The 21,199-nt window shown below is 66.2% G+C and carries 16 protein-coding genes; 9 read left to right on the top strand and 7 right to left on the bottom strand.

The annotated features are described in order from the left end of the window. Positions 1-23: 23 nt before the first annotated feature. The 8 genes from ACM9LZ_RS12365 to ACM9LZ_RS12330 are packed head-to-tail and all read left to right on the top strand — an operon-like array spanning position 24 to position 9,906. Positions 24-482 carry a TRAP transporter small permease gene (locus ACM9LZ_RS12365; RefSeq protein WP_416619777.1) on the top strand — a complete coding sequence of 153 codons (459 nt, stop codon included), beginning with the start codon at positions 24-26 and terminating at the stop codon, positions 480-482. Then, on the top strand, positions 472-1,776 hold the full coding sequence (locus ACM9LZ_RS12360) for a TRAP transporter large permease (RefSeq protein ID WP_416619776.1): 1,305 nt from the start codon (positions 472-474) through the stop codon (positions 1,774-1,776). Before ACM9LZ_RS12365 ends, ACM9LZ_RS12360 begins: the two co-directional genes overlap by 11 nt. Further along, positions 1,773-2,870 (top strand): TRAP transporter substrate-binding protein DctP, encoded by a 1,098-nt coding sequence (dctP, locus tag ACM9LZ_RS12355; RefSeq protein WP_416619775.1) that lies wholly within the window; start codon positions 1,773-1,775, stop codon positions 2,868-2,870. The genes ACM9LZ_RS12360 and dctP overlap by 4 nt, the downstream gene beginning before the upstream one ends. After that, the gene (locus tag ACM9LZ_RS12350; protein WP_416619774.1) at positions 2,867-4,075 is read left to right on the top strand and encodes a CaiB/BaiF CoA transferase family protein; all 1,209 of its coding nucleotides are present in this window, start codon (positions 2,867-2,869) and stop codon (positions 4,073-4,075) included. The genes dctP and ACM9LZ_RS12350 overlap by 4 nt, the downstream gene beginning before the upstream one ends. Positions 4,076-4,080: 5 nt before the next feature. Further along, entirely contained in the window at positions 4,081-5,079 is a 999-nt protein-coding gene (locus ACM9LZ_RS12345; protein WP_416619773.1) for a CoA transferase, read from the top strand. Continuing rightward, positions 5,076-6,269: a CaiB/BaiF CoA transferase family protein gene (locus ACM9LZ_RS12340; RefSeq protein ID WP_416619772.1), complete on the top strand. Its 1,194-nt coding sequence runs from the start codon at positions 5,076-5,078 to the stop codon at positions 6,267-6,269. Before ACM9LZ_RS12345 ends, ACM9LZ_RS12340 begins: the two co-directional genes overlap by 4 nt. A gap of 2 nt (positions 6,270-6,271) precedes the next feature. Beyond that, entirely contained in the window at positions 6,272-7,525 is a 1,254-nt protein-coding gene (locus ACM9LZ_RS12335; protein ID WP_416619771.1) for a CaiB/BaiF CoA transferase family protein, read from the top strand. Then, positions 7,525-9,906, top strand: a complete 2,382-nt coding sequence (locus ACM9LZ_RS12330) for a 2-hydroxyacyl-CoA dehydratase (RefSeq protein WP_416619770.1) — start codon at positions 7,525-7,527, stop codon at positions 9,904-9,906. The genes ACM9LZ_RS12335 and ACM9LZ_RS12330 overlap by 1 nt, the downstream gene beginning before the upstream one ends. Before the next feature lie 39 nt (positions 9,907-9,945). Here ACM9LZ_RS12330 and ACM9LZ_RS12325 read toward each other — a convergent pair whose 3' ends face one another. The 5 genes from ACM9LZ_RS12325 to ACM9LZ_RS12305 form a co-directional block, all read right to left on the bottom strand. Beyond that, positions 9,946-10,575, bottom strand: a complete 630-nt coding sequence (locus ACM9LZ_RS12325) for a 2-dehydro-3-deoxy-6-phosphogalactonate aldolase (RefSeq protein ID WP_416619769.1) — start codon at positions 10,573-10,575, stop codon at positions 9,946-9,948. Positions 10,576-10,705: 130 nt separating this feature from the next. Then, positions 10,706-11,593, bottom strand: a complete 888-nt coding sequence (locus ACM9LZ_RS12320) for a 2-dehydro-3-deoxygalactonokinase (protein WP_416619768.1) — start codon at positions 11,591-11,593, stop codon at positions 10,706-10,708. 96 nt (positions 11,594-11,689) lie between these two features. Then, on the bottom strand, positions 11,690-13,249 hold the full coding sequence (locus ACM9LZ_RS12315) for a family 20 glycosylhydrolase (protein ID WP_416619767.1): 1,560 nt from the start codon (positions 13,247-13,249) through the stop codon (positions 11,690-11,692). Next, the gene (locus ACM9LZ_RS12310; RefSeq protein WP_416619766.1) at positions 13,246-16,014 is read right to left on the bottom strand and encodes a TonB-dependent receptor; all 2,769 of its coding nucleotides are present in this window, start codon (positions 16,012-16,014) and stop codon (positions 13,246-13,248) included. The genes ACM9LZ_RS12315 and ACM9LZ_RS12310 overlap by 4 nt, the downstream gene beginning before the upstream one ends. 154 nt (positions 16,015-16,168) lie before the next feature. Beyond that, entirely contained in the window at positions 16,169-16,855 is a 687-nt protein-coding gene (locus tag ACM9LZ_RS12305) for a hypothetical protein (RefSeq protein ID WP_416619765.1), read from the bottom strand. Positions 16,856-16,903: 48 nt separating this feature from the next. Here ACM9LZ_RS12305 and ACM9LZ_RS12300 point away from each other — a divergent pair, with 48 nt between their 5' ends. Next, positions 16,904-18,472, top strand: a complete 1,569-nt coding sequence (locus ACM9LZ_RS12300; protein WP_416619764.1) for a tetratricopeptide repeat-containing sulfotransferase family protein — start codon at positions 16,904-16,906, stop codon at positions 18,470-18,472. On the opposite strand, the gene ACM9LZ_RS12295 is transcribed toward ACM9LZ_RS12300, so the two are convergent. After that, a complete protein-coding gene (locus ACM9LZ_RS12295; protein WP_416619763.1) occupies positions 18,458-19,912 on the bottom strand; it encodes an N-acyl-D-amino-acid deacylase family protein in 1,455 nt (484 codons plus the stop codon). The genes ACM9LZ_RS12300 and ACM9LZ_RS12295 overlap by 15 nt on opposite strands. Positions 19,913-19,925: 13 nt before the next feature. After that, positions 19,926-21,197: an alanine racemase gene (locus ACM9LZ_RS12290; protein ID WP_416619762.1), complete on the bottom strand. Its 1,272-nt coding sequence runs from the start codon at positions 21,195-21,197 to the stop codon at positions 19,926-19,928. Between the last annotated feature and the right edge of the window lie 2 nt (positions 21,198-21,199).

Below are 21,199 nucleotides of genomic sequence, written 5' to 3'. Positions count from 1 at the left end.
CACCGCCAGCCAAGGGCGGTCTTATGACCCGGATTTCCTTCCTTCTGGGGTCGGCAGGTCTGCTGGTCGCCATGTCCGCCGATGCCATCGCCGTGCTGGGCCGGCATGTCGGCTTCACCTTCCTGGGCGCGATTGAGATTGTGCAGGCCAGCGTGGTGCTGGCGGCCTCGGCCGCGATGGTCGGCGCCACCCTGTCCGGCGCCCATGCCCGCGTTCATATCCTGATCGAGCGGCTGGGCACCCTCTGGCACCGGCGCATGGACCACGGCGCCGACCTCATCTCCTGCCTGTTCTTCCTGTTCCTGGCCGCCGGGTCCGCCTGGGTTGCGGCCGATCTGTGGGCGGGGTTCGAAGTGACGGAGATCCTGGGCCTTCCCCTGCGCTGGCTGCGGCTGGTCTGGATCGGCTCCTGCCTGCTGATCGCCGGCCTGTTCCTGTGGCGCGCCCTGACCCAACCGACGGAGCCCGGCCATGACGCCTGAACTCTGGGGTGCCGCGGGCGTCCTCGTTCTTTTGATCATGCTGACCCTGGGGCTGCCCATCGGCGTCGCCCTGGCCGCGGTGGGGGCCGGGGGCATCGCCATCCTGGTCACACCGGAAGCGGCCATGATCAAGGCCGGCGTGGTGGCGTTTGAGACCATCGCAAAATATGAACTGGGCGTGCTGCCCCTGTTCCTGCTGATGGCGCATCTATGCTTTGCGGCTGGTGCCAGCCGGGATTTCTTCGATGTCGCCGCGCGCTTCATCGGCCACCGGCCGGGCGGGCTGGCGCTGGCCTCCATCGCCGGCTGTGCCGGGTTCGGCGCCATCAGCGGCTCCAGCCTCGCCACCGCCGCCACCATCGGTTCCGTGGCCTTGCCGGAGATGCGCAAGCACAACTACTCCCCCGCCTTCGCGACCGGGGCGCTGGCTGCCGGGGGCACCTTGGGCGCGTTGATCCCGCCATCCGGTGCCTTGATCGTGTTCGGCATCATCGCCGAACAATCCATCGGTCGCCTGTTCGCCGCCGCCGTGATACCGGGGCTGAGCCAGGCCCTGTTCTACATGGTCGGCATCTATATCCTGTGCCGCATCTGGCCCGAACTGGGACCGAAGACGGCGCGGGTGCCGTGGCGGGACCGGCTGCCGGCACTGCGGCGGATCATCGATATCCTGGCGCTGGTCATGTTCGTGGTCGGCGGCCTGATGGTCGGCTGGTTCACCCCAACGGAGGCCGCATCGGTGGGGGCTGTCGGTTCCTTCCTGCTCTGTGCCATCCGGGGGGCGCTGACGCGCGCCGCCATGACCAAGGCGCTGGCGGACACGCTGCGCACCACGGGCATGATCTATGTCGTCATCATCGGCGCCATCCTGTTTTCCACTTTCGTCAGCCTGACCGGCATTACCGGCCACATGTCGGCCCTGGTGACCGATCTGGGGGCCGGCCCGATGGTGGCGGTGCTGGTGATCGCCCTGCTGCTGCTGGTGCTAGGATCGTTCCTGGACGGGCTGGCGCTGATGCTGCTGACGGCGCCCATCTTCCTGCCCATCATCGTTGAACTGGGCCTGTCGCCCATCTGGTTCGGCATCTTCCTGGTGCGCACCATGGAAATCGGCTTCGTGCATCCGCCGCTGGGGCTGAACTGCTACGTCATCCATGGCATCGCCAAGGATATCCCGCTGGGCACCATCTTCCGGGGCATCGTGCCCTTCCTGGCCATCGATTTCGTGCATCTGGCGGTCATCATTGCCTTCCCGGCGGTGACGCTGTGGCTGCCATCCGTGCTGGGGGCATGATGATGGGCAAGTATCTGAAACATCTTCTCGCCGCCTGCGCCCTGATTGCCCTGTCCGCCTGTGGCGGCAAGGAAGAACCGGCGCCCGGCGCCGTCATCCTGTCCTATGCCAGCCCCTATCCGCCCACCCACCCGTTCAGCAGGGCCGATCAGGAGTGGATGAAGGCAGTGACGGCGAAATCCGGCGGCAAGCTGGTGATCAAACCCTTCTGGTCGGGATCGCTGATCTCCTCCGACCAGAGCATGGTGGAAATCCGCCATGGCGTGGCCGATATCGGCCTGATCACGCCCATCTATGCCAGGGGCGGGGCGCATGCCCTGCGCGGGCAGGCCGGTTTCTATGGCGACATCAAGGATCTGCCTGATCAGGTCGCCATCTATAAATGCCTGGAAGCCGCCTTCCCCGTCTTCGGTAAGGAGTTGGAAGGGCTGCATGTGCTGGCGGTACAGGGCGGCAATTTCCCCGGCGTGCTGACGCGGCACAAGCCGATTGAAACGCTGGAGGATTTGCGCGGCCTGCGCCTGCGGGCCCAGACCGAGGCACTGGGCATGCTGCGCGACCTGGGCGCCGATCCCGTCAATATGCCGATGGGAGAGGTTTATTCCGCCCTGGCCAAGGGTGTGATCGACGGGGTCGTGGCCCCGGCAGACACGATCACATCGCTGCATTTCGGGGAAGTGGCGCCTTATTTCACGGCATTGCATTTCGACCGCGGCGCCTATCCGGCGCGTGCCATGTCCGACAAGGCCTGGCAGCGCCTGACGCCGGAATTGCGTCAGGTGATGGTGGAAACGCAGCCGATCTGGGAAGCGGCCCTGGCCCGCCAGATCCTGGTTGCTGAGGAGCGCGGGTTGGAAAAGGGCGCGGATCTGGGCATGCGCATGATCATGGCCCTGCCGCCGGCGGACCAGGAACGGTTCCGCAGCCTTTACGCCGAGAACGCCCGCCGCATCGCCGACGAGCTGGCGCATTTCGACGTCGATGGGCACCCGATCCTGACCCATGCCCAGGACCTGATCGCCGCACGGGCGCGGGGGGAAACCCCGGCCTGTTTCGGCCCCGAAAACCCGCAACAGGCGGAGGTGTCGCCATGACACGCGAAAACCCCCCGCAAGCCCCCCTGGCCGGGCTGCGCATCGCCGATTTCAGTTGGGTGGGCGCGGGCCCCCGCGCCACCAAGGATCTGGCCGATTACGGCGCCACAATCATCAAGGTCGAAAGTGCCAAGCGCCTGGACCTTGGCCGCCTGTCCCCGCCCTTCAAGGATGGAAAGCGCCACCATGACGCATCCGCCTTCTTCGCCATCACCAATACCGGCAAGCAGGGTGTCACCATCAACCTGAACGACCCGCGCGGGATTGAGGTGGCCAAAAAGCTGGTCGCCTGGGCCGATGTGGTGGTGGAGAATTTCGGCAAGGGCTACATGGACCGGATCGGCCTGTCCTGGGACACCCTGAAAGCCATCAAGCCGGACATCATCCTGCTGTCGGTCAGCGTCACCGGGCGCACCGGCCCCCTGTCCGACCTGCGCGGCTATGGCAATTCGGCTGCTGCCCTATCCGGTTTCGCCGCCCTGTCCGGCTGGCCCGACCGGGGGCCGCACATGGCGCCCTTTGCCTATGGCGACGTGGTGGCGCCGATGATGGCGACAGTGGCGGTTCTGGCGGCGCTGGAACATCGGCGGGTGACGGGCGAGGGCCAGCATCTGGACGTGTCGCAGGTGGAACCGATGATGCTGGTCACGTCCGACTGTCTGGCCGACGGGCAGCGCGGGATCGAGCCGCGCCGCGGCAATGATGATCCGCGCATGGAACCGCACGGCCTGTTCCCCTGCCGCGGTCCCGACCAATGGTGCGCCATCGCCGCGCGGGACGATGCGGACTGGCAGGTTTTGGCCGGGCTGGCGGGAATTGATGATCAACGTTTTGCCACGCTTGAAGGACGCAAGGCCCATGCGGCGGACCTGCGCGCGCTCCTGGCCGCCTGGACCCGGACACAGGACAAGCACCGGCTGGCCGACCGCCTGTGCGCCGCCGGGGTGCCGGCGGAAGCCGTGAATGACGGGCGCGACGTGTTCACCGACGCCGAACTGGAACGCGCCGGCCATTACCATCGCATTCAGCATGACAGGCTGGGCGATTGCGAGATGCCGGGACCGCCGCTGCGCTTTTCCGATGCCGCCATCCATGTCGGCCCGCCGCCCTTGCTGGGTGGCGATAACCGCGCCGTCTTTGTCGACCTGCTGGGCATGGACCCAGGCGTGGTCGACGAACTGACCGCCGCCGGCGCGCTGGCGTGAGGGGAATGATGATGCTGAACCATCTGACCATCATCGACGCCACGGGCGAACTGGGCGCGCTGGCCGGCCATATGCTGGCGCAATTAGGTGCCTCCGTGACAAGGCTGGTCCCCGCGGAGGGCGAGAAGGCCGATCCGGTGTGGAACCGGGACAAGCGTTGCGTGGCGCTGGACGATGGCGACCTGCCTTCCCTGCTGTCGGGTGCCGACATCCTGCTGCGCAATGGGCCGCTGCCGGGTGTGGCGCCGGCGGATTATCCGCACCTGATCGATGTGCTGCTGACGCCCTTTGCCTGTACGGACCGCCCGGCCACCGACCTGACCTTGATGGCGCGGTCGGGCCTGCTGCATATCGGCGGCGATCCGGACCGGGAACCGCTGCGCCTGCCGGGGCAGCAAGCCTATGCGCTGGGCGCCATCCAGGCGGTGATCGGCGCATTGACAGCGCTGCATGCCCGCCAGGACAAGGGACAGCGCGTCACCGTGTCGGCCTATCAATCTGCCGTGCTGGCCAATTACCGCGAGCCGGTGATGTGGGATTGGGCCGGCAAGGTCGGCGGGCGGCAGGGCAATCTGCTGGTGCGCGGGAAGTCGGGTGTCAATCAGGTCTGGAAGGTGGCCGATGGCTGGGTCACCTGGGCCCTGGTCGACAATCCCGGCATGATGCGTGCCATGGTCGCCCTGATGCAGGCCGATGACATGGCGGGGCCGCTGGCCGGGGTGGAGTGGGAGAGCATCCTGGTCGCCGATCTGCCGCAGGAAACGCTGAAGGAATGGGAGAAGGTGGTGGGGGCGTTCTTCGCCACCAAAACCCGCGCCTTCCTGGCCGACCAGTCCAACCGCCATGGCATGGGCCTGTCTGCCATTGATGAACCGGATGATGTGCTGAACAGCGCGCATCACGCGGCACGCAGCGCCTTCACCGACTTTGCCGATCCCGTGTCGGGCCGCACCCTCCGCGTGCCCGGCCCCCTGTTCCGGACCAGCCGGGAGGATGCGCGATGAACGGCCCGCTTTCCGGCCTGAATGTGGTCGATTTTTCCAAGTTCCTGCCCGGCCCCTATTGCACCTGGATGCTGGGCAATCTGGGCGCCGATATCATCCGGGTGGAAAACCCGCGCGAACTGGCCAAACAGGCGCAGGTGTTCGGCTGGGACAAGCTGGATGATGATGCCCGCGCGGACTTGCGCGCCCGTGACATCTATGCCCGCAACAAGCGCAGCCTGGTCATTGATCCCGGTCACGCAGACGCCCGCCCCGTGATTGCGGCGCTGGTGGCCAAGGCCGACATTTTGGTGGAGGATTACCGGCCCGGCGTGATGGACAGCATGGGCTATGGTGCCGCCGCCATGCTGGATCTCAACCCACGGCTGGTCTACGCCTCGGTCACGCTGTGCGGACAGACGGGGCCCTACCGGGACAAGCCGGGGCATGATCCGGTGGCACTCGCCATCGCCGGCGCCCTGTCCCGCATCGGGGAGGACCCGGCCAAACCCAGCTTCCCCGGCGTGCCCGTAGCCGATCTGTTGAGCGGATCGAACGCCGTCATCGGCATCCTGTCCGCCATCATTGCACGGGGCGTAACGGGCCGGGGCCAGCATGTCGATGTCGCCATGTCCGACGCCTCGCTGGCCCTGATCGCCAGCACCCTTTCCCGCAATCCCGACCTGTCGAAAGCACCCGGACGCGGCAAGCGACGGGCCGACAGCGGCATCTGGGAAACGGCGGATGGACGTTTCATCACCACCACCGACATGGAACCCCGCTACTGGCAGCGTTTCTGCGTTGCCGTAGGGCGTCCGGATTTCGCCGGCTTGCAGATGGATGTCAGCCGCCGGACGGAAATCGCCGACACACTGGCCGGTATCTTCCGCAGCAAGACCCTGGCCGAATGGCTGGACATATTGGCGGCGGCGGATACGCAATTCGCACCCGTGCATGACCTGCCCGCCGCCCTGTCCGACCCGCACAACCGGGCGCGCCGCATGGTGTTTGACGTGCCGCTGCCGGGTGGCGGCACCGCCCCGCATATCGGCCTGCCCATCCGCCTGTCCGACACGCCCGCCGCCCCGCCGCGACCGGCGGCCCCGGCGGGCGGCGACAGCGACACCATTCTGGCCGGCATCGGCCTTTCCCCAACCGACATCCAGTCCCTGCGCGACAAGGGCGCCCTGTCCGCCCGTCAAGGATCATGAGCATGAGCAGCACCGACAACAGCCAGCAGCGCCCCCTGGAAGGATTGCGCGTCCTGGACCTGACCCGCGCTTTGGCGGGCCCTTATGCCACCCTGCTGCTGGCGGGGCTGGGGGCGGAGGTGATCAAGCTGGAAGACCCGGTCGGCGGCGATCTGGCACGGGAGAACAGCCCCTATGTGGGGCGTGACGGGGTGGTGGTGGAACGCCGGCACGCGGACGATATCTCCATCTCCCACCTGACCCGCGCGCGCGGCAAGCATGGCATCAGCCTGAACCTGAAGCACCCCGACGCCAAGGCCGTCTTTGCCGATCTGGTGAAGGGCTGCGATATCGTGGTGGAGAATTTCACCAGCGGCACCGCCGACCGGCTGGGCGTGGGCTATGACGCCGCCAAGGCCGCCAATCCGCGCGTGATCTATTGCTCCCTGTCCGGTTTCGGGGCCAACGGGTCGGAAGGCGGCAAGGCCATGGATGTGATCATCCAGGCCCTGTCGGGCGCCATGTACACGTCGGGTGCGCCGGGGGAACCGCCGGTGCGCATGGGGGTGCCCATGGCCGACATGCTGGCCCCCGTCTTCGCCGTGATCGGCATTCTGGCCGCACTGGAACAAAGGCACCGGACCGGTGAGGGCCAGCATATCGACGTGTCGATGCTGGGGGCGCTGACGTCGTTCGTCGCCATCGAGAACTGGTCGGCCATGGCCGCCGCCGGCATGCCGTCGCGTACCGGCCTGACGGTACAGCGCCTGTCCCCCTTCGGCGTGTTTGAATGCGCGGACGGTTACATCGCCCTGGTGGCGGTGCATGACAAGCTGGCCGCCGGCCTGTTCCGCGCCATGGGGCAGGTGGAACTGCTCCAGCATCCGCAATTCGCCACCCGCGACGCCCGCGTCGCCAACGCGACCGAACTGGAAGCGCGGATCAATGGCTGGTCACGGGCATTGCCGGTGGCAGAGGTGGTGGCAGCCCTGGAGGCAGAGGGCGTTCCCGTGGCGCCTGTGCGCCATCCGGAGGATGCGCTGGTCGATCCGCGCGTGATGACCCGCAACGAGACGATGCCCATCGCCCATCCCAGCTACAGTTCTGACATCGACCTGCGCACGGCGGGCATCCCCATCCTGTTCTCCGGCGCGCGCACCGGCTTCGACCCCGTCTTGCCGGTGGCCATCGGCGAACATAATAGCGATGTCTATGAACGCCTGACCGGCTACACGCCCGAGCAGTTGCAGCGCCTGAAGCAGCAAGGGGTGATCTGATGGCCCGCCATCCCGCCCTGGCACCGCTGCTGGCCGCCGCCGACGATCCCGCCGGAACGCTGGAAACGCTGCGGAGCCAAGGGTTTCGGCCCATTCGCCTGCTGGGTGTGGATGCCCCCCGCGCCCTTGTGCGTGCGGCAGGCCTGCTGCCCGTGCGGCTGGTTCCCACAACGGACCCGACGCCGATGATGGACGCGCTGATGGGCGGCGCCGGCCTGTCGGTGCGGGGCAAGTCGCTGCTGGAACAGGTGGTGGGGGCCAACGCCAAACCCGACCCGATCCTGATCACCAGCGCCGACAATGAACAGCCCCAGGTCTTCGCCGCCCTGCGCGAACTGGCGCGACAGGCGGGTGACCGGCTAGGGCCGGTGCATTTCCTGGATCGTCTCTATGGCGAGGGGGAAACGGTGGCGCGGTACAATGCCCACCGTCTGGCGCAGGCGCAGAACTGGCTGGCCGATATCCGCGCACCTTTGGGTGATGTGGCCCAGGCAGAAGCAGACGAGGCCCGGTTACGCACCCTGCTGGCCCAGGCGGTGGACCTGCGATCAGCAGGCCGGCTGACGGGGGCCGAAGCGGCAAGGATCGTGGCCGCCGCCGCCATCCTGCCGCCGGAACAGGTTGAAGCATCCCTGTCGGCCCTGCTGGCTGATCCCCCGCCTGTGGTGCCTACAGCATTGCCCCTGTTCCTGACCGGCAGCACGCAGGAAGATTTCCGCACGTATGACGGGCTGGAAGCGGCCGGCGCGCTTGTGGTGGGCGAGGGACAGGATTGGGGGCGGCCCTGGTGCGACATGCAAGCCCCCCTGGCCCGCCGGACCCAAGACGATCCCGCCGCCATCATCACCATGGCCAAAGGCGCCGGTGCCGCCGCCCTGCTCCATGCCCTGCGCCCCGGTGACGAGGCGGCGCCCTGGGATACGAAGCCGCTGCGGACCGCCTGCGCCGCCGCCGGCCTGCCCTTCCTGGCCGTGACCTGGAACGGCAATGGTGAGATGCCCCCGACGCTCGCCCCTTTCCTGGCCGATCCCACGGCCCCGCCGGCACCGCCGGCCCCAAAGCCACCCCCCTCCCCCGCCCGTGCCGGCGGTGGCCGGGCAGCGTTGAAGCCGCCGACGCGCAGCCGCAAATCGCTGTCCGCCGTCGCCAGTTTCGGGCAGTTCCAGCGCGACTGGTTCGCGGGCCTGCGGGCACAGGTGGCGGCCGGCGCGCCGCTGGCCGTGGTCAATGCCAATGCACCGCAGGAAATCCTGCGCGCCATGGACATTCCCTTTGTCGTGAACCAATGGTGGGCGTCCATCGTGGCCGCGAAACAGCAATCCGGCCGCTATTTCCGCCTGCTGCGCGACCGGGATTATCCGGCCGATGTGGAAGCCTACAGCGCCCAAGGGCTGGCCGCCGCATTCGATGAGGATGCGGAGAATGCCCCCTGGGGCGGGTTGCCGAAACCGGATTTCCTGGCCGCCGTGACCGGCACCGACGCCACCCCCCGCCTTTTCCGCCAGTGGGCAATGGAGACGGGGGCCGACCTTTATCTCTACCAGCGCAGTTTCGACAGCCGCTGGCAGCTCCCCACCGACTGGTGGGACGATCTGCCCGGCGACTGGGACCAGCATCTGGAGCCCGAGCGACTGGACCTGATGGAAGGGGAATTGCGGGCCCATGTCGCGCGGCTGGAAGCGGCGACGGGCAAACATCTTGATCCGGAGCGTTTCGCCGAAGTGATGGATCTGGTGAATGAGCAGGAGGAATGGTATCGCCGTACCCGCGACCTGATCGCCGCGACATATCCCGCCCCCGTCAGCATTGTGGATACGATGCCGGCCACCATGGTGCCGCAATGGCATCGCGGCTCCGTCTGGGCCCGCGATGCCGCCAAGGCGCTTTATGAGGAGGTGGCAGCCCGTGCCGCGGCGGGGGATGCTGCCTGCGCGAAGGAGCGCGTCCGCCTGATGTGGGTAGGTCGCGGCCTGTGGAGCGATATGGGCTTCTACCAGCGCTGGGAGGAAAGCCATGGCGCGGTCTTCGTCTGCTCCATGTATCTGTCGCTTGCCGCCGATGGCTATATCCGCCATCACGACCGGGGGCGCGACCCGATGCGGGCACTCGCCGCGCGTTTCGTCACCATGGGCGACGAACTGCGCATGCCCACCTGGGCCGGTGCCTGGCACGTGCGTGATGCCCGCCTGCATGGCGTCCAGGGGGCCGTGGCATTGACCGATGCCGACCCGTTCGTGCTGCGGGCGCTGGAGGAAGCGGGCATCCCCGTGCTGCGCCTGGACCTGGATAATTATAACCAGGAAAGCGCCGATGCGGCCGGCGTGGATGCGGCGGTCACCCGCTTCATCGAGACGGTGGGACCAGGAGCGCACAATATGTGAAGCAGCGCAGCGGCCCTCCCATCGCCCCGCGACATCAAATCAAGGTCTCCGAAGTCGCGCCGTGAACCGCAGGGCGGCCGCCCGCACGGCCGCCCCATCCATGCCCGGGCGGTAGAGGGCGGAGCCCAGGCCGAAGCCATCGGCCATGGGACGCCATTCATGCAGGGTCTCCGGTGTTATGCCGCCCACGGCCAGTACCGGCACCTGCGTTGGCAGCACAGCCCTTTGGGCAGCGAGGAAGCGGGGCGATGCCACCTCCGCCGGGAACAGCTTCAGCCCCGTGGCACCGGCCGCGATAGCCAGCATGGCCTCCGACGGGGTCAGGAAACCCGGCAACGACACCATGCCAGCCGCCACGCTGGCCCGGATCACGTCGGCATCGGCGTTGGGGGACACGACCAGCCGCCCACCGGCACTATGTACCGCCGCCACCTGCGCCCTGTTCAGCACGGTGCCCGCCCCGATCAGCACCCGGTCCCCCAGGGTGCGGGCCAGCCTCTCAATGCTGCGCAGCGGATCGGGGGAGTTCAGCGGCACTTCGATCATCACGAATCCCGCCTCGGCCAGCACCTCCCCCACCCTCTCCACCTCATCCGGGGTGATACCGCGCAGAATGGCGACCAGGGGGCATTCGTTCAGGGCTCGGGTCAGTGTTTCAAGCGCAATCATCGGATCGTGCTCCAGATGGATGTAATACCATGTTGCGGTGAGTTGAACTCATCGCAACATGGTTGGCGCGCCCATGCGCGCGCAAGCCCAGCCGCCGGATGGCGGCACCGGCGCATGAGGGATGCCTTCATCAGGACCATAGGTTCTGATGAAGGCAGATACGTATGATGCCGGCCAGAAAGGCGGCCTGACTGGAGACCGGATGGACGGTTCCACCCGCCGCACCGATGGCGGTCGCGTAGAGCCGGGCCAGCATCCCATCGGCCAGCAGATGCACGGGCTGACCGGGAGCGAGCCCCTGTTCCGCGACATCGCCGCCGATCAGCAGCCCGCTGACCCGCGCCGCCACCGACGCCGGATCGCGCAGGCCCAGCAGGGCCGCGGCCCGTTCCCCGAACAGCCGGCCCAGCGGCGCGCCCTGCATTGCCAGCGCCAGTCCGGCATCGAAATCAGGCCCCGGTTCAACCGGCCCGTCCAGCAGGCCCGACAACAGGCTATGCCGGCGCAGCAACGCGAACAGTTCCCCCGTCATCGCGGTACGAAAGCCGGTAAGCGTGCCACCGGACAGGGTTGCCCATTTGCTGTGCGTACCTGGCTGGCACAGCAGGGCATCGGGTGGCACCAACCCGGCCTGGACGGCGCCCAGGATCTGCACCTCCTCGCCCCGCATCACCTCCGGCCGCAGCGGATCGGCAATCGCCACACCGGGCACGATGGCCGTGCGCCCCGGCTCCACCCAGCATAGCCGGCCGGCCAGCTCGCCCAACGTGACGGGACAGGGAAGATAGGGCACCTCCACCCAGCCCCGCGCCGACCCCACCATGCCGGCCGCGATGACGGTCAGGTCACCAAACCGGGCGCGCAAGGCCGCGATTTCCGCCGGGAACTGGTCGCGGGTCAGGGACAGCACGCCCTTGTCGTCAGCCTGCGTTGTCAGCAGGAAACCATCGGCACCCAACACATGGACGCGCCGGTTCGTGGTTCCCCAATCGATGCCGAGGAAGGCGGGTTTGCTCATGATAATGGAACCTTGAAGGGTCAAACCGGATGCTGGTCAGCTTCACTCATCCGCATCCGGTTCGGCAGCGACCGGCAGGGTCAGTGGAACAGGCTATTACCGTTCCGCCAGCCCGCGCCGGGCCGCGTCGATGCGGTCGGCGCGGCGCATCAGGTCCCAGACGCTGCCCCGGGCCGGACCGGTCCACAGCCGTTCGGCCATGACCAGCATCGGTTCCTCTGCCCGGCTCAGGAAGTAATTGTCCGTGTGCCGTTCCGCCCGGTCCGCCCAGATGGCCAGGGCATAGCCCAGCACCTGCGGCGAGGTATCATGGGGATAATGCTCATGGACCTTCTCCAGGTCGAACAGGCCGTAATTGCTGTTACGGTCGATATCTTCCCACGGGGTCACATACATCGTGTCTTCCGGCGTCAGGATGACATCAAAGCCGTCTTTCTTGATCTGGGCCTCCATATCCTGGTTCCAGACCTCCACGATGATGTCGCGATCCGGCAGGGTGGAGGTCTTGTCATCCTTGAAACCCCACCAGCTCCAGATCATGGTGCGCTTGCCGTGGGCCTTCACCACCTGGTTGGACTGATTGATCCAGTTGATGAAAACATCGCCCGGATATTTCAGGCCCATGCGCTTCGTTGCTTCCATCAGTTCCGGGCAGCGTTCCTTGTCCACGTCATACTGATATTCGTCACCGCCGACATGGAAATAGGGGCCGGAGAACCAGGGAATGAATTCCCCCAGCAGGCCCTTCAGCCATTCGGCATTTTCCGGCTTGGTGATGTCAATGGTCCAGGCCTTGTCCCCGATATCGGGTGCGGCTTCCCGCAGCCAGTGGGACGAGCGCATGGACGGACATTTGAAACCCAGTTCAGGCTTGTAATCGGTCAGGGCCACGGCATGGGCCGGGATGTCGATCTCCGGCACGATGGTGATATGGTGCTGGGCCGCCCAGGCCTCGATCTGCTTCACATCCTCCCGGTTGTAGGAGGCGCCGGCCGGGGCCAGACCGGGATAGCGCGGGCTGTCCAGGCGGAAGGCCGGCCAGTCGGTGAAATGCAGATGCAGGGTATTCAGCTTATAAAAGCCCATACGGGCGATCAGGGCCTTGATGGTCTGCATCTGGAAATAGCGGCGCCCCAAATCCAGCATGACCACGCGCGTGCCATATTGGGGGTGGTCGCTGCCCATCCCGCGCGGCAGCAACGCCTGGGCCGGATCGGGTGCCGTCAGCAGCCATTGCAGCAAGGTGCGCCCGCCATAATAGAGGCCCGCCCCAGCCGATGCCTCCACGGTGACCTTCTTATCGACGGACAGGCGATACCCCTCCGCCTGCAGGGGGGCGGCAGCGGGGCGCAGGGCCACCTCGCCGTCTCGCGCCGTCCTTCGCACGACCTGCCAGGGGCGGCCCGTTACCCTGGCCAGATCCGTCGCCAGCAGTTCCGCTTCCCCCGTCCAGTCGGCGGGGGCAGCGGGGTCCAGCGCCAGGGTGGATGTCGCGGCCAGCGACAGGGTGCCGCCGCTGCCGCGCCATTCCTGCATCAGCGGCAGAAGATGATCGACCGACAGGGTTGCCGTGGCGGCCGGCGCCGGGGGCTGCTGCCCCCAGGCCGGCACCGTCGTCAGGAGCGCTGCCGCCAGCAGGATCGACGCCGCCCTCACAGCTTCACCGACAGCATCAGGGTGAACCGGCGGCCATAGTCGGTATAGCCCAGGAACTGGTTGCTGTAGCGGCCATAGGCTTTCACCTTTTCCTCCGTCAGGTTCACGGCCGTGGCGGTCAATGCCGTGCTTTCTGTCACCTGATAGCCCAGGCGGGCATCGATCTGGTGATAGGGCGCGAAATATTGCGGTTCGCCCGTGCCGTTATAAAGCAGCGAGCCCAAGAAGTCCGACCGCCAGTTATAGGCAAGGCGCGCCGAGAACGGCCCCCGTTCATAGAAGCCCACCAGATTGGCCGTGTCGCTGAGCCCCGGCAGCGCAAAGCTGACATTGGGCTGTGCCTTGTCCAGGGTGGCGTTGCTGGTGACATGGGTATAGTTGGCCTGTACGCCAAAGCCCATGTCGAAGGCATAGGTGAAGGAGGCGTTGACCCCCTCGATCGTCGCCTTTTCCGCATTCACCGGCCGGGTGACGATGAAGGTCTGGTAAGCCGGGTTCGCCACAGAGGATATGACCTCCTCCGCCGTGCCCTGGACGATGAAATTGTCAACCTTCTTGCGGAAATAACCCAAAGCCAGCGCGCCGGTATCGGCGAAGTACCATTCGGCCGAGGCATCGAAATTGGTCGACAGGAAGGGCTTCAGGTTCGGATTGCTGCCCGTGGCGTAGCGGGCCACGACAAAGGTGCTGCCATAGGAAATCTGGGGTGCCAGATCCTCCAGCGTCGGCCGCGTCATGGTCCGCGACACAGCCCCGCGCAGCACCATGTCGGGGTGAACATCCAGCTTCACGTTCAAGGATGGCAGCCAGTTGGTATAAGTGTGGTCGGCGCTGATCTCTGTCAGGTCGGCGCTGGCATATTCCTTGTACAGCACACCGGGATTGTCGCCCGGCTGCACGGCCAGGTTGGTCAGCACCCGCATGCGGCCAGACGAGGTCAGTTCGGTATGGGAGACGCGCAGGCCGGCCGTGACATTGATCGGCATGGACCCGATCGTGTCATCCAGCTTCACGCTGGCATAGCCGGAGGTGACCTTCTCCTTGATCTCGAAACTGTCGCCCGTCTCCACCGCCTTCCAACTGCGGCCATTGGCGATGAATTCGGCCAGACCGCCGGCCCCGGCATTGCGGGTGCGGTTGGCCAGGTTGACGGGGTCGGCCATCCATCTGCGCAGGGCCTCGCCATCGATCCGGAACATGTCGGCGTTCAGCTTGTCGTTGCCGAACCTGTTGCCACCGCGATAGATGCCGCTGACGATGCTGTCATAGTCGATCACCTGTCCCATGGCGTTGGCCTGGTACAGGCGCTGGATGGGCAACGGCGTTTCCCAATTCTCGTTGGTCTTGCGCGCCTCGGTATAGGCGGCCCCCATATCCAGGGTCAGGTTGTCCAGCGCCTTCCAGCTTGTGTCCAGCTTGGCCTGGCCTGTGCTGGCGTCGACATAGGCGCCGCTATTCTTGTTGATACGGGCGCGTAGCAGCCGCTGGTTCGCCTCGTCGACCAGATTGCCGTTCTGTTCGAACCAGGGAACCCCGCCATCCATATGCACCAGGAAGCCAGGCTGATTCAGGATTTCCAGCGTCTGGCTCTCATCCAGGCCGCGATTGTCATTGCGCGCCGTGGAATAGGAGGCGTCGAAGACGGCCTTGAAACTGTCCGACGGTTCCCAGGCTGCGTTGAACCCGCCCAGTTGCGTCACCGTCGGCCGCTTCTTGCGGGTCAGGTTGAAGGCATAGCCGGTCAGGTCATAGCCGATGCCATGGTCGAAGGTGGTGTAGGAACCATTGGCATCGATGACGTTGCGGTTGGTGTCCTGCACAGCCCAGAACCAGTTGCTGGCGCTGTTGATCTCCGTCTCCACCTTGAAGCGGGAATAGAGATAATCCAGGCTCAGCGTCAGGTTCTCCGTCGCCTCGAACTGCACGGCCAGGGTGCCGCCGGTCCGGGTGCGGTCTTCCTCCACCACGGACCGGGTCAGATCCTGCATGCGCCAGGCCTCGTCCCGGTCGTCGGAGACATAGGCATAGGCGTCGGCATCGAAGAACAGGTTGTGGATCATGCCGCTGTTCTGGACATCATAGGTGCGCTGCTTGCGCTCCTGATGCACAAACGACGCCAGAATGCCCAGCCGACCATCATGAAAGCGGTTGGAGGTGACGAAGGAAACCTGCGGCGTGGCCTTTTCGCTGTTCTCCTCGTAATTCACCGAAACATTGCCGGCGAATTGAAAACCCTTGAAATCGAAGGGCTTGGCGGTCACCACATCGACGGTGCCGCCGACCCCGCCCTCCGCCACATTGGCGGGCTGGCTTTTGTAGACCAGGACATTGCCGATCAGGTCCGATGCCACGGTGTCGAAGCTGAAGGAACGGCCGGCATTCTCGCTGGCAATGGGACGACCATTGAACAGGACGTTGGCGAAGTCCGACCCCAGACCATTGATGCTGACATAGCGCCCTTCGCCGCCCGAGCGGTCGATAGAGACGCCGGGGATGCGCTGCAGCGCTTCCGCGATATTGGCATCGGGGAACTTGCCCACATCCTCCGACGAAATGCCATCGACAATGGCGTCCGACGCGCGCTTCATGTCGATGGCGCTTTTCAGGCTGGCGCGCACGCCGGTAACGATGATCTCTTCCAGCACATAGGACTGACTGTCTGTTTCCTGCGCAGTCGCAACCGGCGCGAAGCCCGTCAGCGCCAGCACCGATGCGCCCGTCAGCAGCAGGCCACGCCGTGGAAGACCCTTAAAGAAATGCTCCATCGCTCTACCCCCCGTGCCGGTCGATGCCGGCCGTCTTATGTGTCCCGTTCCTGCCTTCCCCGGGTTCAGTCCCGCATGGAAGCACCGGATGTCGGTAAGTTACATTTTTGAGCGCACAAATCAATCATTTTTGTATCAATGTTACTACATGGAGTCAGAACCGATAATCATGGGCCAGGATCACCGCCTGCTCATGCAGGCCCACCAGATCGCGCAGCGCCGGGCTGTAATAGTCACGGAAGGGACCATGCCGGCTGGTGTTCATCGGCGGTGCCTGCTCCAGGAACAGCGTCGCCAGCGGCTCCGCGGGCACGGCCAGGCCGGCCAGCAGTGCCCGCAACCCGCTACGCAGGTGTTCGGTGGGGATGATCCGCGGTGCAGCAGCGCCGGCATAAAGCCGGCGATAGAGAAAACTGTAGAAGCCCAGGCCGGTGCCCCGGATACCGGCGATACAGCGGCTGGTCAGGTTCAGTCCATGTTGCATGAATTCCGTCGGAAACGCGGCCTCCAGCACCCTTATCCGCGCCGGATCCTCATGCAAAGTGACCAGGTTGCGGATGGTCCCGGCGAAATCCAGTGCGCCATTGTCGGAGCAGGTCAGGAACAGGGCATTGGGCCGTTCCTGCTGGCGCTGGAAGAAATACCAGGAGACGTAATAGTCCCAGGGATTGCGGACGGTGCCGGCCACGGGCAGGTGCCGGTATGATACCGGCAGTTCCGCATAGGGCAGGTGATACCCCGCCCGCCGCGCGCCCGGCACGCATTTCAGCAGCAGTTGGTTGGCAAAAGTCCCGCCGGACTTGTGCAGATGCAGAAAAATGAATTCAGGGCAGATGATCATGTCGGTATGATATCATCCGATGTAGCAAAACTCCATATGGTCCCCTTCATGACCGTAACGATTCGGCAGAACGATTTCCATGCTCCGGCACTGGCGGCCCTGATCGCCGGCAGGCCTGAAAGGGCAGAGGCCCTGCTGCGGCCGATACTGGCCGGTGATCCGGCGGATGCCGCCGGCTGGTCGCTGCTGGCCCGCGCCATGGGGGACATGGGACGGTTCGCGGAGGAGTTGGAATTATGCGGACGGGCCGTGGCACTGGCCCCGACCACCGGCGAATACCGGGCGCAACTGGGCAAATGCCATGCAAGGCGCATGGATATCGCGGCAGCGGAGGAATGCGCGCGGGCGGCACTGGCCTGTTCGCCCCTGTCCGACCTGGTACTGGACGCCATCGCCGCCATCCATACAAGGCTTGGCCAGCATGAAAAGGCGGCCGTCGTGCTGAGCCGTGCCGCCGATGAAGGGTCACGCAACCCGGCCGTCCACTTCAACCTGGGCAGCAGCCTGAAATTCACGGGCGATTTCGACGGTGCCCGCCGGGCACTGGAAACGGCCATCGGTCTGGCCCCGCGATATATCAAGGCGCACGCAGCCCTGACATCACTGGGGGGGATCACAGCCGACCACCACCATCTGGACCGGCTGACCGCCCTGATCGCAACGGTCCCCGACGCCCGCGACCGCATCCATCTGGCCCATGCCGCTGCCAAGGAATGCGAGGCTTTGGGCCGGTATGACGAGGCCTTCATCCACCTGCGCGACGGCAAGGCGGCGCTGTTGAAAGCCCTGGGCGCCGACCCGCGCGAAAGTGCCAAGGCGCCGGCGGCGGTACTGGCGGCCTCCCCCCCTGCCGTCACCGGCACCTGCCGGGCCGAACCCATCTTCGTCGTGGGTATGCCCCGGTCGGGTACGACGCTGGTCGACCGCATCCTGTCAGGCCATCCGGACCTGACCTCCATCGGGGAGTTCCAGCATTTCGCCCAATTGCTGCGCCATGCGACTGGCGTCGCCACACGCCATCTGGTGGATGAGGCGATGCTGGAACGGGTGGCATCGGGCCGCGTGGACCTTGACGGGATCGGCCATGCCTATGTGGAAAAGGGGCGGCAACTGGCCGGCGGGGCGGAACGGTTCCTGGACAAGTTCCACCTGAATGTCCAACTGGTCGGGCTGATCGCCGCCGCGCTGCCCCATGCCCGTTTCGTCTGTCTGCTCCGTGATCCGCTGGACAGCGTGGTCAGCAACTATCGCCAGCTTTTCGAATTTGCCACCCCGCTCTACCGCTATTCCCTGGATCTGGCGGCGGCGGCCGAATTTTACACCGGTTTCCGGCAATTGGCGACACGCTGGGCAGCCTTGCTGCCCGGCCGGTTCAAAATGGTGGCGTATGAGGCGCTGGTGGCCGATCCGGAGCCTTGCGTGCGCGATCTGCTGAATTTCTGCGGCCTGTCCTGGCATCCGGCCTGCGTGCGGATCGAGGAGAACCGCGCCGCCGTGGCCACGGCCAGCGCGGTGCAGGTCCGCCAGCCGATCAACACATCATCGGTGGGCGGCTGGCGCCGCTACGCCGCCCATCTGGGACCGGCGCAGGCGGTGTTGGGATCAGCAGCAGCCTGACCGCGCCAGGAACCGGCCCGCCCGCCCGCCCGCCAGCCCGCCCTCGGCCCAGGCCAGCATACCGTTCACATATACCCGGTCGATCCCCGCAGCCATGGCCCTGGGATCGCTGTATGTCGCCCGGTCCTGGATCAAAGCCGGATCAAAGACGGTGATATCGGCGGCCAGGCCCGGTGCAATGCGGCCCCGGTCGCCAAGCTGGAAGGTGGCAGCCGACAGGCCCGTCATCCGATGCACCGCCTGTTCCAGGGGAAACAACCCCAGGTCACGGGAATACCGGCCCAGCACGCGCGGGAACGTGCCCCAGAGCCGTGGATGGGGTAGTGGATCGTTGGGCAACCCGTCGGAACCGACCATGCAGGCCTCGTGCGACAGGATGCGACGCATGTCATCCTCATGAATCTGGAAATAGCTGGCCCCACCTGGCATCAGCCTGGTCGCCGCCTCCGCCTGGGTGCAGCCCCATTGCGCAGCGATGTCCTTCATGGTGCGGCCAGCCATTTCCGGATGCGGTTCGGACCAGTTGACCAGCACCTCGATCTCCCCATCCGCCAGATCGGCGCGGATGACGGTGGAACCGGCATTGTAGGGGTAGCAATCCATGAAGACCGGCTGCGATACCCGCGCCGCGTCGATCAGGCCCAGCGTTTCCGCCGATCGGCCCCAATTGCGCACGCCGGCGCATTTATGGTGGGAGATGACCAGCGGCAGCCTGTCCGCCGCCGTCACGGCGAAGGCCTCGCGCAGGGCATCGGCCACCCCGTCATATTCGTTGCGGATATGAGCCGTATAGACCCCGCCTTCCGCCGCCACCAGATGCGCCAGACAGGTCAGTTCCGCGATATCCGCCGCCGCCCCCGGCGCATAGAACACCCCTGAACTGAGGCCCAGGGCACCCTGTCGCAGGGCATCGCGCAACAGGTCGCCCATCGCCCCGCATTCGCACGCATCGGCAGGCCGGCCCAGATCATCCATGCACATCAGGCGCAGGGCGGAATGGCCAACCAGGGCGCCGACATTGACACGCGGCACCGTCCGTTCCACGGCGGCACGGTAGCTGGCGAAATCTGGATAGCGGAAATCGCCTGCCGCCCCCAGCAGGTTGAACGGCTCCTCCACCCCGTCGGCAAGGCGCAGAGGGGCGGCGGAAAGGCCGCAATTGCCGACAATGACACTGGTCACCCCCTGGCTGACCTTGGCCGCCATGTCGGGGTTCGTCAGGCAGGCCAGATCGTCATGGGTGTGGACATCGATGAAGCCGGGCGCCACGGCCCGGCCCGCCACGTCGATCTCCTGCCGCGCACGCCGGTCGCGCAGGTCGCCGACGGCCAGGATGCGCCCGCCGCCCACCGCCACATCGGCCGTGAAGCCGGGCGCGCCGGTGCCGTCGATCACGGTGCCGCCACGCAGCACCAGATCGGGTTGGATGTCCGAATCCACGTTTCGGGCCCTTTCAGAAGAAGGTTTTCAGGCCGCCGGTGACGCGATAGCCGTCATCGACTTCCAGCAGCACGCGCCATTTGTCGAAGGTCGTGCAGGGATGGGAAATGCCCAGCGCCACCATGTCGCCCACGTCCAGCGGCGTCGCCGCCGCCGGCATCTCGGCCAGGACATGGGCATGCTGATCGCTCAGCTTCGTGATGCGCCAGCCGGCCACCGGCTGCGGCGCTTCATGCAGCCCCGGCCGGTACCAGGATTTCAGGGTGGGCAGGTCGATATCATGCGACAGGTCGCGCTTGCCGGCCGACAGGACCAGCAACCCCGGCTCCGGCCGCGACAGTACCCGCGCCCAGACCTCCAGCGCCGGCTCCAGGCCGGGCGCCTGGCCGCGTGCCGCCACGTCGCCCAACAGACGACGATAGAAGCCGTCATCATGGGTGATGTAACAGCCGCTGCGCAGGATGGGCACGATATCCGGTGCCCCCACCCCGCCGAACAGCCGGGTCACCAGATCGAAATAGGCCGACCCTCCGGCACTCAGCAGGATATGGTCGGGGTCGGCAAAGCGTCCGTCGGCGCGTAGAATGGTCAGCAGCCGGACGACAATGTCCAGATAGGCGTTCACCGCCTCGGGGCCGGGCAGCAACCCTTCATACCCCTCCACCCCCACCAGCCGCAGCCGGTCCAGGCGCTGGATCTCGTCAGCCAGGGTCAAACCGTCGGCCAGGCTGCGCACACCGCAGCGGCCGCCGGGAAACCCCACCTCGATCATCACGCGGGCCGGTGGCGCGTCGGGCCGGGCCGCCATGGCCGCCTGCACCTGCCGCGCCCCCGCCACACTGTCCAGCAACAGGTGATAGGTGCTGCCGGGAGCCTCGGCGCTCATGCCGGCAAAGGCGGCCAGTTCCGCCCGTCCCAGCACCTCGTTGGCGATCAGCACCCGTTCCACGCCAATGGCATGGCACAAGGCCAGCTGCTGGACATTGGCCACCGTGATGCCCCAGGCCCCGGCCTGCAATTGCCGCTCGAACAATTGCGGGCACATCGTGGTCTTGCCGTGGGGCGCCAGTTTCATGCCGCCGGTGGCCAGATAGGATTGCATGCGGGCAATGTTGCGGTCCATGGCGGACCGCTTCAGCACCGCAACCGGCAGCGGCACATCACCTGCCAGCACCCGCCAGCCCTGATCCGCGATCCGGTCCAGCGTGAAACCAGGGGGCAGCGGCGGCAACCCCTTGGTGCCCGGGGGCAGCGGCTCAGACAGAAGGGGGACGAGGGTCAGCATGA

This window comes from Niveispirillum fermenti (genome assembly GCF_048066175.1).
Lineage (GTDB): Bacteria > Pseudomonadota > Alphaproteobacteria > Azospirillales > Azospirillaceae > Niveispirillum > Niveispirillum fermenti.
Note: the sequence above shows the minus strand (reverse complement) of the source record. Positions and strands in the feature narration are given on the sequence as shown.

Excerpts from the sequence above, each read along its gene's own strand:
- ACM9LZ_RS12365 (WP_416619777.1), top strand. The coding sequence starts at position 24 with ATGACCCGGATTTCCTTCCTTCTGGGGTCGGCAGGTCTGCTGGTCGCC.
- ACM9LZ_RS12360 (WP_416619776.1), top strand. The coding sequence starts at position 472 with ATGACGCCTGAACTCTGGGGTGCCGCGGGCGTCCTCGTTCTTTTGATC.
- dctP (WP_416619775.1), top strand. The coding sequence starts at position 1,773 with ATGATGATGGGCAAGTATCTGAAACATCTTCTCGCCGCCTGCGCCCTG.
- ACM9LZ_RS12350 (WP_416619774.1), top strand. The coding sequence starts at position 2,867 with ATGACACGCGAAAACCCCCCGCAAGCCCCCCTGGCCGGGCTGCGCATC.
- ACM9LZ_RS12345 (WP_416619773.1), top strand. The coding sequence starts at position 4,081 with ATGATGATGCTGAACCATCTGACCATCATCGACGCCACGGGCGAACTG.
- ACM9LZ_RS12340 (WP_416619772.1), top strand. The coding sequence starts at position 5,076 with ATGAACGGCCCGCTTTCCGGCCTGAATGTGGTCGATTTTTCCAAGTTC.
- ACM9LZ_RS12335 (WP_416619771.1), top strand. The coding sequence starts at position 6,272 with ATGAGCAGCACCGACAACAGCCAGCAGCGCCCCCTGGAAGGATTGCGC.
- ACM9LZ_RS12330 (WP_416619770.1), top strand. The coding sequence starts at position 7,525 with ATGGCCCGCCATCCCGCCCTGGCACCGCTGCTGGCCGCCGCCGACGAT.
- ACM9LZ_RS12325 (WP_416619769.1), bottom strand. The coding sequence starts at position 10,575 with ATGATTGCGCTTGAAACACTGACCCGAGCCCTGAACGAATGCCCCCTG.
- ACM9LZ_RS12320 (WP_416619768.1), bottom strand. The coding sequence starts at position 11,593 with ATGAGCAAACCCGCCTTCCTCGGCATCGATTGGGGAACCACGAACCGG.
- ACM9LZ_RS12310 (WP_416619766.1), bottom strand. The coding sequence starts at position 16,014 with ATGGAGCATTTCTTTAAGGGTCTTCCACGGCGTGGCCTGCTGCTGACG.
- ACM9LZ_RS12305 (WP_416619765.1), bottom strand. The coding sequence starts at position 16,855 with ATGATCATCTGCCCTGAATTCATTTTTCTGCATCTGCACAAGTCCGGC.
- ACM9LZ_RS12300 (WP_416619764.1), top strand. The coding sequence starts at position 16,904 with ATGACCGTAACGATTCGGCAGAACGATTTCCATGCTCCGGCACTGGCG.
- ACM9LZ_RS12290 (WP_416619762.1), bottom strand. The coding sequence starts at position 21,197 with ATGCTGACCCTCGTCCCCCTTCTGTCTGAGCCGCTGCCCCCGGGCACC.